The 12,395-nt window shown below is 33.3% G+C and carries 13 protein-coding genes; 10 read left to right on the top strand and 3 right to left on the bottom strand.

Annotated elements, in window-relative coordinates; translation table 11 throughout:
- Positions 1 to 633: 633 nt before the first annotated feature.
- From pstC to phoU, 4 genes are read left to right on the top strand one after another with little or no spacing between them, the layout of a single operon-like run.
- Positions 634 to 1,539, top strand: a complete 906-nt coding sequence (pstC, locus tag HMPREF9402_RS09455) for a phosphate ABC transporter permease subunit PstC (protein WP_006783966.1) — start codon at positions 634 to 636, stop codon at positions 1,537 to 1,539.
- Positions 1,539 to 2,708, top strand: coding sequence for a phosphate ABC transporter permease PstA (pstA, locus tag HMPREF9402_RS09450; RefSeq protein WP_009607232.1), 1,170 nt, complete (start codon positions 1,539 to 1,541; stop codon positions 2,706 to 2,708). Before pstC ends, pstA begins: the two co-directional genes overlap by 1 nt.
- Before the next feature lie 13 nt (positions 2,709 to 2,721).
- Entirely contained in the window at positions 2,722 to 3,474 is a 753-nt protein-coding gene (pstB, locus tag HMPREF9402_RS09445; RefSeq protein ID WP_006783968.1) for a phosphate ABC transporter ATP-binding protein PstB, read from the top strand.
- An 18-nt stretch (positions 3,475 to 3,492) separates the two neighbouring features.
- Entirely contained in the window at positions 3,493 to 4,158 is a 666-nt protein-coding gene (gene phoU / locus HMPREF9402_RS09440; protein WP_009607234.1) for a phosphate signaling complex protein PhoU, read from the top strand.
- 21 nt (positions 4,159 to 4,179) lie between these two features.
- On the opposite strand, the gene HMPREF9402_RS09435 is transcribed toward phoU, so the two are convergent.
- From HMPREF9402_RS09435 to HMPREF9402_RS09425, 3 genes are all read right to left on the bottom strand, one after another.
- On the bottom strand, positions 4,180 to 4,563 hold the full coding sequence (locus HMPREF9402_RS09435) for a MerR family transcriptional regulator (protein ID WP_006783970.1): 384 nt from the start codon (positions 4,561 to 4,563) through the stop codon (positions 4,180 to 4,182).
- A gap of 61 nt (positions 4,564 to 4,624) precedes the next feature.
- Positions 4,625 to 5,158 carry a flavodoxin family protein gene (locus tag HMPREF9402_RS09430; RefSeq protein WP_229040134.1) on the bottom strand — a complete coding sequence of 178 codons (534 nt, stop codon included), beginning with the start codon at positions 5,156 to 5,158 and terminating at the stop codon, positions 4,625 to 4,627.
- Between the two features lie 70 nt (positions 5,159 to 5,228).
- The gene (locus HMPREF9402_RS09425; protein WP_009607236.1) at positions 5,229 to 6,569 is read right to left on the bottom strand and encodes an MATE family efflux transporter; all 1,341 of its coding nucleotides are present in this window, start codon (positions 6,567 to 6,569) and stop codon (positions 5,229 to 5,231) included.
- Positions 6,570 to 6,784: 215 nt separating this feature from the next.
- On the opposite strand from HMPREF9402_RS09425, the gene dnaX reads away from it, so the two are divergent.
- From dnaX to rpsI, 6 genes are all read left to right on the top strand, one after another.
- Positions 6,785 to 8,602: a DNA polymerase III subunit gamma/tau gene (gene dnaX, locus HMPREF9402_RS09420; protein WP_009607233.1), complete on the top strand. Its 1,818-nt coding sequence runs from the start codon at positions 6,785 to 6,787 to the stop codon at positions 8,600 to 8,602.
- An 8-nt stretch (positions 8,603 to 8,610) separates the two neighbouring features.
- The gene (locus tag HMPREF9402_RS09415; protein WP_006783974.1) at positions 8,611 to 8,922 is read left to right on the top strand and encodes a YbaB/EbfC family nucleoid-associated protein; all 312 of its coding nucleotides are present in this window, start codon (positions 8,611 to 8,613) and stop codon (positions 8,920 to 8,922) included.
- A gap of 9 nt (positions 8,923 to 8,931) precedes the next feature.
- Positions 8,932 to 9,534 carry a recombination mediator RecR gene (recR, locus tag HMPREF9402_RS09410; protein WP_006783975.1) on the top strand — a complete coding sequence of 201 codons (603 nt, stop codon included), beginning with the start codon at positions 8,932 to 8,934 and terminating at the stop codon, positions 9,532 to 9,534.
- Between the two features lie 665 nt (positions 9,535 to 10,199).
- The gene (locus HMPREF9402_RS15050; RefSeq protein WP_081448221.1) at positions 10,200 to 10,388 is read left to right on the top strand and encodes a pro-sigmaK processing inhibitor BofA family protein; all 189 of its coding nucleotides are present in this window, start codon (positions 10,200 to 10,202) and stop codon (positions 10,386 to 10,388) included.
- Between the two features lie 345 nt (positions 10,389 to 10,733).
- Positions 10,734 to 11,171, top strand: a complete 438-nt coding sequence (gene rplM / locus HMPREF9402_RS09405; protein WP_006783976.1) for a 50S ribosomal protein L13 — start codon at positions 10,734 to 10,736, stop codon at positions 11,169 to 11,171.
- Positions 11,172 to 11,192: 21 nt separating this feature from the next.
- Positions 11,193 to 11,582 carry a 30S ribosomal protein S9 gene (gene rpsI / locus HMPREF9402_RS09400; protein ID WP_009607235.1) on the top strand — a complete coding sequence of 130 codons (390 nt, stop codon included), beginning with the start codon at positions 11,193 to 11,195 and terminating at the stop codon, positions 11,580 to 11,582.
- The last annotated feature ends 813 nt before the right edge of the window (positions 11,583 to 12,395 follow it).

Genomic DNA, 12,395 nt, shown 5'->3' with positions numbered 1-12,395 from the left:
TATCACTTTCTCTTCATTTCTACGATGAGCTAAGCGCTCGCTTCAGCTTTTTTGTGTAATCTAGCTCCAAACAGCAATCTCTCTATAAAGTCGCTCAATTGTACGTTGACAAAAACATGTCATCGACAATCGAGTACGACTTTTACGAGAAGGTTAACCGCTGTTTTTCGCTTTTTTATAACTATGTTCTTCTTTTTTTTAAAACATAATATAGGGATGTTTTAGAATTGTTAAGTTTTTGTTAACAACCGTTAACTTTCTGTTAAGAAAGCTAATTTTTTATATAAAGGATGCTACAATAACGACGTATAACTGAGAGTAATTTATATTTAGAGTAGTGAAAAATCGCTATTCTCAGCTTTTTGTGTAATCTAGCTTCGATGAACCACTCCTCCACAAAATTCGAAAAAATCTACAGGAGTAAAAAAACACTCCTTTCGTTTTTTCTTCATTTTTGTTCGGGGTTAAACGTTTATCTCAGCTTTTGGTGTAATCTAGCTTCATCGAGCAGCTCCTCTATGAAATTCGATAAAGTTGATTGGAGCAAAAACCACTTCGATCACTTTCTCTTCATTTCTACGATGAGCTAAGCGCTCGATTCAGCTTTTTAAATTTAAAAATGAGGTGTTGAGATTGAAAAAGGATATGGCTATTAATCGTAAACGCGTCTTTCTAGAACGATTCTTTCATATCGTATTCCTAGTAGCTGCGCTATTTGCGGTCATCAGTGTTGCATTAATTATTATCTTTATTTTTGGTAAAGGGTTGGCTCCGTTTTTCCCAAATAATAAATTCGGAACCTATAACTTTATCGACTTTATCACCGGCTTACAGTGGAAGCCTAAAATAGGAGATTATGGAATTGGATATATGATTGTTAGCTCGATTGTAGCCACATTAGGTGCTATCGTTATTGGAGTTCCAATTGCTTTATTAACTTCAATTTTTATTGCAGAAGTTGCGCCAAAATGGTTAGCAAACATCGTGCGTCCTGCGGTGGAATTATTAGCTGCCATTCCGTCTGTATTATATGGGGTCTTTGGGTTTGCTGTCATTACACCCATGGTTAAATCAATTTCTCCTTATCCAACAGGGGATTCATTATTAGCTGTTATTATCGTTTTAACAATTATGATTTTGCCAACAATTGTTGCCGTTGTTGAAACAGCTATTAGAGCAGTTCCGTCTAGTTATAAAGAAGGATCTCTTGCGCTTGGAGCCTCAAAAATGCAAACTATTTTCAAAGTCATCTTACCTGCTGCCAAATCAGGAATTTTAACAGGGGTCATTCTTGGAGTAGGGCGCGCGATTGGGGAAACAATGGCTGTTATCTTAGTAGCGGGAAATCCGGAATCAGGCATTCCACAAACAATTTTCGATCGTGTTCGTCTATTAACAACAAATATTGCATTAGAACAGGGATATGCAGCAGAACTTCATGAACAAATGTTATTCTCAACAGCTGTTATCTTATTTATCTTTATCATGATTATCAATCTAGTATTATCTAGAATTCAAGCAAAGGCAGGTGACCGTTAATGGTTAGTCGTAAAGTAAAAGATAACTTATTAAACGGATTAATTTGGTTATCTGCAGCAGTATCGGTGGGACTTTTAGTTTCAATCGTTTACTTTATTTTCTCAAATGGATGGTCTTTAATTAGTTGGGATTTCTTAACTAACGATTATGAATCACAGACACAATATGTAAATGTGGTGACAGATAAAACATTTATAGCACCAACAAACCTTTCAAGTGATGAATATTTCTCTGAAAATTTAGGTATTGCTATTGAACAGACAGAAGAAGGGTATGAAATCGTCTATGTAGATGATGCTTCTCCAGTAAAACATGCAATCAATAACGCTGATGAAGCATTCCCAGTCAAAGTAGGATATGAATTATCACAAATCAATGGAGACGGTGGAAATTTAAAAATTAAAGCTAATACACCGGCAGAAGATATTATCAATACACTAAACAGCAGCAATGAATTAATGTTAAAAGTAACATCACCAGGTGGCGGAATATTCCCAATGATTGTTTCAACTTTAATGCTAATCGCAGTTGCTTTATTATTTGCTGCACCAATCGGAATTTTAGCTGCAATTTACATGGTTGAGTACGCTAAACCAGGTAAACTTGTTAACATGATTCGTTTTGCAACAGAAGTTCTTTCAGGAATTCCATCAGTCGTATTTGGACTTTTTGGGATGTTGATCTTCGTTAATACCTTTAAATTAGGAATGTCTATTTTATCGGGTGGATTAACATTGATGATTCTTTTATTGCCAACGATGATGAGAACGACGGAAGAGGCTTTAAAATCAGTGCCGATGAGTTACCGTGAAGCTTCCTATGGACTTGGAGCTAACAAAATTCAAACACTATCAAAAGTTGTATTACCAAGTGCTATTCCTGGTATCTTAGTCGGAGTTATCTTATCAATCGGACGTACAATCGGGGAATCAGCAGCCTTATTATTTACAATTGGAACATTTGCAAAATTACCGGTTAATCCAAGCAGTGGGACATTATCATTATTTGAAACAGGAACTTCATTAACAGTCCGTGCTTATGTGGAAGTAAAAGAATCAGGTAATATTCAGATGGCGGCTGCAATTGGAATTGTCATTTTAGTGATCGTATTCACATTAAATTTAGTTTCACGACTAATTTCAAGAAAATTCAGTAAGGCAAATTACTAGGGGAGTGACGAAGATGTCAAACAAATTTCAGGTTAATGATTTAAACTTATTTTATGGAAGCTTCCAGGCTCTCCATCATATCAATATCGAAATTCCAGAACGTAAAGTAACTGCATTTATTGGACCTTCAGGGTGTGGAAAGTCAACGTTTTTACGTACCTTAAATCGTATGAATGACTTAATTGAAACAGTTAAAATTACTGGATCTGTAAAATTAGACGGGGAGGATATCTATTCTGATATCGATGTGATGAAATTAAGAACACGCGTTGGAATGGTATTCCAAAAACCAAATCCATTTCCAATGAGTATTTTTGATAACATTGCTTACGGACCACGCTGCCAAGGGATTAAAGATAAAAAGAAATTAGAAGAAATTGTTGAAAAATCATTACGTGGTGCTGCATTATGGGATGAAGTAAAAGATCGTTTAAATAAATCAGCATTAGGATTATCAGGTGGACAACAACAACGTTTATGTATTGCTCGTGCCATTGCAATGGAACCAGAAGTTATTCTGATGGACGAACCAACATCAGCACTTGATCCAATTGCAACTCAAAAAGTTGAAGAATTAATGGAAGAACTAAAAGAGAAATATACAATCGTTATCGTAACACACTCAATGCAACAAGCGGCTCGTATCTCTGATAAAACTGCTTTCTTCCTAATGGGAGAACTAATTGAGTTTGATGATACAGATAAAATCTTTACAAATCCAAAAGACAAGCGTACTGAAGACTATATTACAGGACGTTTCGGATAAAAAAGAGGGTGACATGGAATGAAAAAAACAAAGTTAGAATCAGATTATGATGCTCTACTTGGTGAAATTAGCAAACTTTCATCACTAACAGTAGAAGCATACCAAAACACATTAAATGCTTTAAAAACATTAGATGTTGAAATTGCTTTACAAATTATAAAAAGCGACCAAAACATTGATGACTTACAAGAAGAAATTCAAGAAGAAGCAACAATTTTAATTGTTCGTCAACAACCAGTCGCTAGTGATTTACGTAAAATCTTAATGATTATGCGATTAGCCAATGAGTATGAACGTATTGCAGACTATACGAAAAACCTAGCTGAATACATCATCTTAATTAAACAGAATGAATCAATTGAGCATTATCAGAAAAATGTAGATAAGTTAGTAAAAATGTTAGAAATTGTAATTAATATGTTAAAACTTGTCATCGAAGGATTAAGAACAGAAGATAAAACAAAAGTTAAAGAAGCAGCTGATATGGATAAACAAGTAGATGAAATCTATCAAGAACTATTAGCTTCTTTAATTACACATATCCAAGTTGTTGATGGTAAAGTATTCGGAACAGCTTATGCTATTCTAATTAATAAGTATATCGAACGTGCAGGGGACCACGTCACAAATATTGCAGAAGAAGTATTATACGCATTAAAAGGTCGCCGTTATCACTTAAATTAAAAAGCCCCCAACCGGGAGCTTTTATTTTTTTCTTCTAAACGATTCTTCTCTTGGAATCACATGTTGCTCATAAAATTCAATCTTGCCATTTAATCGTGTAACTGTCTTTTGTAACTCTGCAATCTTCTCAAGTAATACATCGCGCTGCTCAATTAGTATTTCCTTGCGGGCAGAGCTTGTTTCCTCACCTTGTTGGAATAATGTCACATACTCAATTAAAACCTCAATAGGCAGCCCAGAAGCACGCATACACTTAATAAATTCAATCCATGTACAATCATCTTCAGAATAATTTCTAATCCCATTCTTATTTCGTTGTACTGGAGGAATCAACCCAATCCGTTCATAATAACGTAGCGTATCCGCCGATAACCCAAGTCGCTCGCTAACCTCTTTAATATTCATTGCTAAATCCTCCAATAAAAGTCCTTATTAATAGTTATTATCTAATGAAATATATGCTATCTTATAAACTTTTTCCCATTTCGTAAGCTTGTATCATCAAATCAGTTTTTAAAGCATCGCCTTTTTGCCAAACCCCAGTCCCATAAAGAACACCTTTTTCCTTAGCTCCCTCTAAGCAGTCTATAAAACCTCGGAACCCTTCAACTGTCGGTTTTAATGCTTGTGGGTTACTATCAGCAGCCGTCACAATAAAATAGAAATCTTTATCAATAATCTTAATATATTTAGCTACTGTTCGATCAATCAATGTCTTCATCTGGGCATCCATCGAATAAAAATAAACAGGAGAAGCCATCACAATCACATCAGACAAAATCATCTGAGTCAAAATATCCGCCATGTCATCTTTAATCACACAACGTCCACCATTTCCTCGACAACCATCGCAAGCCATACAATAATTAATCTGCTTATCTCTTAAAAAAACCTTCAAAACCTCATGTCCAGCATCAATTGCTCCCCGCATAAACTCATCACATAACAAATCTGAATTTCCATGTCTTCTTGGACTACCCGATAAAATTAAAACCCTCATCAAAATCCCTCCCTCCATACTAACATACCCCTTGGAGTTAACTCCAAGTCAATAGAAAAAATGGATATCTCTAATCAAGAGGTATCCATTTTCCTTTTACCGTATAAATAATCATCAAAATAGCGCCTATCGTCCAAGAAATAGGATATCCAAGAAACACCCCTTCAATACTCGGATTAAATGCCAAAACACCCATAATCCATAAAACCCTTACCACACATAAACTAACAATCGAAATCATCATAGTAATCATTGTTTTCCCAGCTCCACGCACCGATCCAACTAACGACTGCATAACTGCTAACATGATGTACGCGGGAATCAGACACTGTAACATACTACGCCCATATTTGAGAACATCAGGTTCTTGAGAGAAGATTTTTAGTGCCTCACTACCAAATGCATACATTAATAAAGATACAATGATTGTGTAAATCGAAGTCATCCACAATGTTGTCTTCAACCCTTGTTTCATACGATCATACTGACGTGCCCCTAAATTTTGACCAATAAAGGTAGTAGACGCCATCCCAAAACTCATAATTGGCAAAATCATAAAACCATCTAATTTGATATAGGCGCTACATCCCGCAATAGCCGCCGCTCCAAAACCATTAATACTACTTTGGACAATGGCATTAGATAATGAAACAATAACTGACTGCAAGCCTGTTGGAATTCCAACCATCACAATCTCCTGAAATACAAGCTTATGAACACGGATTTCTTTAATAACAAGACGATAGCTCTCAGACGTCTTTATCAGATGAATCGCTAGTAAAATAGCCGAAACACCTTGAGCAAGTAACGTTGCCAGAGCTACGCCTGCAACTCCCATCTTGAATCCAACTACAAATAATAAATCAAGTACAATGTTTATTACAGATGAAATACATAAATAATATAAAGGTCGCCTCGAATCTCCAACTGCCCTCAAAATTCCAGCGCCCATATTATAAACAAGCAAAAACAAACTCCCAACAAAATACAACCTCAAATACAACACCGAATCTTGCAACACCTCATCAGGTGTTCCCATAATTCTTAAAATCCATGGAGAAAACATCATCCCCACAACCGTTAAAAAAATACCGGCTAAAATGCTAAGTGCTAGCGCCGTATGAACAGATTCTCTTAAACGCTTCTCATCTTTCGCTCCGTAAAATTGGGAAATAATAATTCCAGCACCTGTTGCAATTCCCATAAAAAATCCCACTAATAAATTAATAATTGGGGTACTTGCCCCAACTGCTGCCAGAGCTTGGCTTCCGACATAGTTTCCGACAATAATTGAATCAACTGTATTATAGAGCTGTTGAAATAGGTTCCCGACTAATAAGGGAATCGAAAATAATAAAAGTTGCTTCCAAATAACTCCCTCAGTCATCAAATTAGTTTCTTTCTCCATCATATCTTATCCCTCATAGTAAAATTTAAAATCTGATTGTTTTTAAACCTTTAGCTCAGTTTAATGTCTATTTATAATATTTTACACAATTTGGAATATTAATCAATTGATTTAAAAATGATTATAAAATGAAAATAAATGTGAAAACCAATAAATCTATCTAAAGTTTTTATGTTATAATCAAATTAACTTTGAAACTAGAGAGTAGGAAATCTTTTATGTCATACAATGCATTATATCGTGCTCATCGTCCCCAAAAATTTAGCGATGTAGTGGGACAAGTTCATATCGTTAGAACGATTCAAAATGCACTTAAACATGAACGTTTATCACATGCGTATTTATTTTGTGGACCACGCGGAACCGGAAAGACATCAATTGCTAAAATTATCGCAAAAGCTGTAAACTGTGTGAATTATCCAACCGATGAACCTTGTAATGAGTGTGTTAATTGTACAACCATTACAAACGGCTCTAATTCAGATGTATTTGAAATTGATGCAGCTAGTAATAATGGTGTAGATGAAATCCGTGAAATTAGAGATAAAGTTAAATATGCACCGACAATGGGGCGATATAAAGTATATATCATCGATGAGGTGCACATGTTATCCACAGGGGCTTTTAATGCACTTTTAAAAACGTTAGAAGAACCCCCTAAACATGTTATTTTTATTTTAGCTACAACAGAGCCACATAAAATCCCACCTACTATTATTTCTCGTTGTCAACGCTTTGATTTTAAACAGATTTCTACTAAAGAAATCACACAACATTTATCAGAAATTTTAACTAGTCAAAACATTGAGTTTGAAGAAGATGCTGTTCAATTAGTTGCTGAATTAGCTGAAGGTGGAATGCGTGATGCCTTAAGTTTACTTGATCAGGTTATTTCATATTCGTACGATAAGATTCTCATCGATGATGTTCATGCTTTAAGTGGAACAATTGCAAATCATCAGTTGTTACAAATTATTAGAGGAATAAAGGATTTAGATTTTTCAACAATCATTGATTTAATCCAGGATATGATTGACCAAGGAAAAGAAGCAATCCGTATTATAGATGGATTAATTAATGTTTATAGAGATTTATTGATGTATCAAAAAATAGGAAATTCTTCTAACATCTCTAATTTACTAATCTCTGACGAACTATTTATCCCATTAACGGAAGAATTACGTTCTGCACAAATTGTACAATATTTATTTAAATTAAATAAATTACAGAATGAAATGAGATTTGCGAATCATCCTGAATTAATGCTCGAAGTTGGGCTATTAAGTTTAACTGAAACTGACTCAGAAATGACAGGGAATAAGGCAGACTATGAGATAGAAATCAATGATTTGAAAAAAGAAATTGAGGTATTAAAAAGATTAGTTAAAAAAGTTGAGAGTATACCAACTACAGTTGCATCTAATCATACAAAAATCATTAACCAAGATGATTCTCAATTTAAAATGAATTTATTTCAAGAAGACACTAAAGTATCAGATTTCAAACTTCCAGCCACAGAAGACCATATTATCTTACCTGAACATATCACACCAGAAATGTTAACCATTGAACAAGTTTTATCTCATGCAAGTAAACAAGCAAGAGATAATGTCTTAGAAAAATGGTCCCAGTTAAATCCCATTAAAATGCCTGAGTACAAAGATGTTATTGTCTTATTACAAGATGGTAGTGTTGTCGCAGCTTCAGATGAAGGATTTATTTTAACTTACAAACATGAACCGGGATGTAGACGATTACTAAGAGAAGATAATAAAAAAATTGCTGAACAAATTGTGGCTTATCTATTTGGTCGTCCGTATGCTTTTAATGTCATGCCAGAGTCTTTTTGGCTTGAACAAAGACAAAGTTATTTAGAACAAAAGAAACAAGGTATTGAACCTAGACTAAAACAATATAGTCAGGATATTAAAAATGTGATAAATTATAATGAGGAAGTTCAGTCTAAGAAAGATGATTTTATTGATAATATTGTCAATTTATATGGGGCTGACTTAGTGAATATAATAGACGAGTAGGAGTAGTGATGATTATGAATCCAATGATGATGAAAAAAATTCAAAAAATGCAAAAAGATATGTTAAAAGCACAAAAGGATATTGAAGAATCAGTATTCACAGGTTCTGCTGCAGGTGGAATGGTAACAATTGAGGTTAAAGGTACAAAAGAAATTAACAAGGTAAACATTAATCCATCAGTTGTTGACCCAGAAGATGTAGAAATGTTAGAAGATGTGATTTTATTAGCATTAAATGATGCATTCCGCCAAGTTGATGAAAAAACTGAATCAACAATGGGACAATTCACAAAAGGAATGAATATTCCTGGATTATTCTAAGGAGATATTATGCAATATCCACAACCTATTACAAAATTAATTGAAAGCTTAAGTAAACTTCCAGGTATAGGAAATAAAACTGCGGAACGTCTTGCTTTTTATGTTATAAGTTCTATGAAAGAGGATGATGTAACAACATTTGCTAAAGCTTTAATCGATAGCAAACGTCAGTTATTTAAATGCCCAATTTGTGGGCATATTACAGATACTGACCCATGTTCAATCTGTTCAGATTCACATCGTGATCGTTCATTGATTGCGGTTGTACAAGATCCGAAAGATGTGATCGCTATAGAACGCATGCGTGGGTTTAAAGGGTTATACCATGTATTAAATGGAGTACTGTCTCCACTTGATGGCATGGGACCTGAAGATATCGGGATTCCGGCATTAATCGAACGTTTAAAAGATGAGAATGTAAAAGAATTAATATTAGCTTTAAGTGCAACTCTTGAAGGGGATGCTACTTCACAATACATTGCTAAGTTATTAAAAAATACAGATGTTAAAGTAACGCGAATTGCAAGAGGTCTTGAAATGGGGCGCTCAATCGAGTATGCAGATGAAGTTACTTTAATTCGTGCATTAGAAGGACGTCGTGAACTATTTTAATAATGTAATAGCCATCGTGAAATCATATAACGATGGCTATTTTTTATAGATTTAAGAGATGAAGTGATATTTTTTTACTTTTTGTGAGAAATTAAAAAGATGCTTAGTTTATGAATTTATATAAGAAAAATGAATATTACGAAATAGAATTAGGTTATTCATCATCTAATTTACTTTATAAAATTTAATATTTGAGCGATGGTACAATCGTGAACTAATCCTATCCTTTGAGATTGCGCTAATTACAATTATTTTATTATTATTATTATTATTATTATTATTATTATTATTATTATTATTATGTTAGGTGTACTTGATCACCTTAGTTTTAGCTAAGGCATTCTACAACCAGTATGAATACAACATTTTAACTGTAATTTCAGAAAGAATTGAGTACGTAATCTTGACAATTAGGATTACCATTAGTGTTACTCTAAGGAGAGCATTGATGTTAGTATAAAATATTCGTTAGAATTTCATCATAGCTTCGTATTTAAGCTTTAACCATTGCTTGGGTATATTTTAGAAGCGGGATATTTTAATAATTTAATCTTTCCTCCTAATATAAAACTTAGTTATATCAACATTTTTAATTGCATATGATAGATTTTAGGAAGGGAGGTGTTTTGTTATTGGAACGATAGTATTTCAATAACAAAAATAATATGAAGACAGTAGGATGGTTAGTTAAAAGATTCATAATTGGAGTATTTGCCTTATATCTTTTTAATATAATCGGAGTATACTTTAATGTATCGATTCCTTTAAATTATATTACTTCTTTTATAACGGGAACTCTTGGCATTCCGGGATTTATATTAGTTTATGTTTTAACTAAAATAGTTTTAGTATAAAAATGGATAGTAGGCATAATCGCTTACTATCCATTTTTATACTGAAATCTAACCAAAATTTGATGATTCATATATAAGAGCGTCCATGTTATAATCAAATACGAAGGAAGTGAAAATATTCTTTCATTTTTTCTTTTGAAATACCATAAAAGTATTGTTTCAAAAAACATAAAATAAGAGAAAAAATAGAATATTTTTTTCTAAAAATACTTGAAAAAAGAGTTTATTTGGGGTAAAATAGCTAACGGTACATTTTCTTTATTTTCGAGAGAAAATTTGAGCCCCAGCGAATTTTCATTGGATTAAAAAAAATAATTTATAAGTTAAGAAGTAGGAGGCAGGACTATGCGTACAACATTTATGCAAAAATCTCATGAAGTAGATCGTAAATGGTTCGTTGTTGATGCTGCAGATAAAACTTTAGGGCGCTTATCTACAGAAGTAGCAACACTTTTACGTGGAAAACATAAACCAACATTCACACCACATGTAGACTGTGGAGATTACGTAATCGTAATCAATGCTGAAAAAATCAATTTAACAGGAAATAAATTAGCTGACAAATGCTACTACCGTCATTCAGGATATCAAGGTGGATTAACTGTTCGTACAGCTCAGCAAATGCGTGATACTCAACCAGAACGTATGTTAGAATTAGCTATCAAAGGTATGTTACCAAAAGGACGTTTAGGACGTGCAACTGGTAAAAAATTATTTGTATATGCTGGAGCAGAACATCCACATGCAGCACAAAAACCAGAAGTTTACGAACTTCGCGGATAATTAAGAGGGAGGTAACAAGATATGACAGTACAATACTTAGGAACTGGTCGTCGTAAAAGTTCAGTTGCTCGTGTACGTTTAGTACCTGGAACTGGAAAAGTAATTATCAACGGTCGCGAATTTGAAGATTATATTCCTTCTGCAGCAACTCGTTTAGATATCATGCAACCATTATCATTAACTGAAACAGCTAACCAATATGATGTATTAGTTAATGTACAAGGTGGAGGATTAACAGGTCAAGCTGGAGCAATTCGTTTAGGAATCGCTCGTGCTTTATTACAAGTTGATGCTGAATACCGTCCAACATTAAAACCAGTAGGTTTATTAACTCGTGACTCACGTGCTAAAGAACGTAAAAAATACGGACTTAAAGCAGCTCGTCGTGCTCCACAGTTCTCAAAACGTTAATTTTTCTTTGGAACCACTATTGTGGTTCCTTTTTTATTTTAATAATATAGAAATGTATTCAATAACCTTTACTTTGTCACGAATGGAATGATTGTGCCTCCAGTATCTGAAAGATTCCTTTGAATAATAATGAATTGAAGTAGCTACATTTTTTTTGAGATTTTTGGGGGGTTCCTTTTCCTTTAAATAAACCAAGAAAATTATTTCATCGTAAATCTAAGTATGAATTGTTTTTAATGAGATAATGTGTTTAATCTGATATAACAAATTTATTCTAGAACTGAGTTAGATTTAAATAGTGTTGGATAGTAACAAAATATTCGTGCTGAATGTTCAATGTTTTTGTTATTTTAATGTATCATCTCTTTGAGTATTGTTTTCAAAATCAAGAATAAATATTTTGAGATGATAATTCATAAATGAGATCCGTGTTAAGAAGCTTACGTGTAACTTTATTCTATAACAAAGATTGTGATTTGTTGTTTATCATACTCACTATTACAATTGGTAATGCAAAAACGTAAATAGTACTAAGTGATAAAATATTTAAGACACTAAAATAAATGAAAAGAAATTTTTTAAAAAATAAAAAAAAGTGTTTGACAGAAAAAACTTGAACATGGTAGAATAATCAAGTCGTCGAAAGAAGACAAAAAAAGAAATCGAAAGATTTTAAAAACTTCAAAAAAAGTGTTTGACAGATAAAGTTGAACATGTTAAAATAATCAAGTCGTCGAAAGAGGACAAAAGAGAAATCGAAAGATTTTGAAAAAAATCAAAAAGTGTTTGACAGATAAAGTTGAGCATGTTAAA

It is taken from the genome of Turicibacter sp. HGF1, from assembly GCF_000191865.1.
GTDB lineage: Bacteria > Bacillota_I > Bacilli_A > MOL361 > Turicibacteraceae > Turicibacter > Turicibacter sanguinis.
The sequence above is the reverse complement of the archived record's forward strand: the minus strand, read 5'-3'. Positions and strand labels throughout refer to the sequence as shown.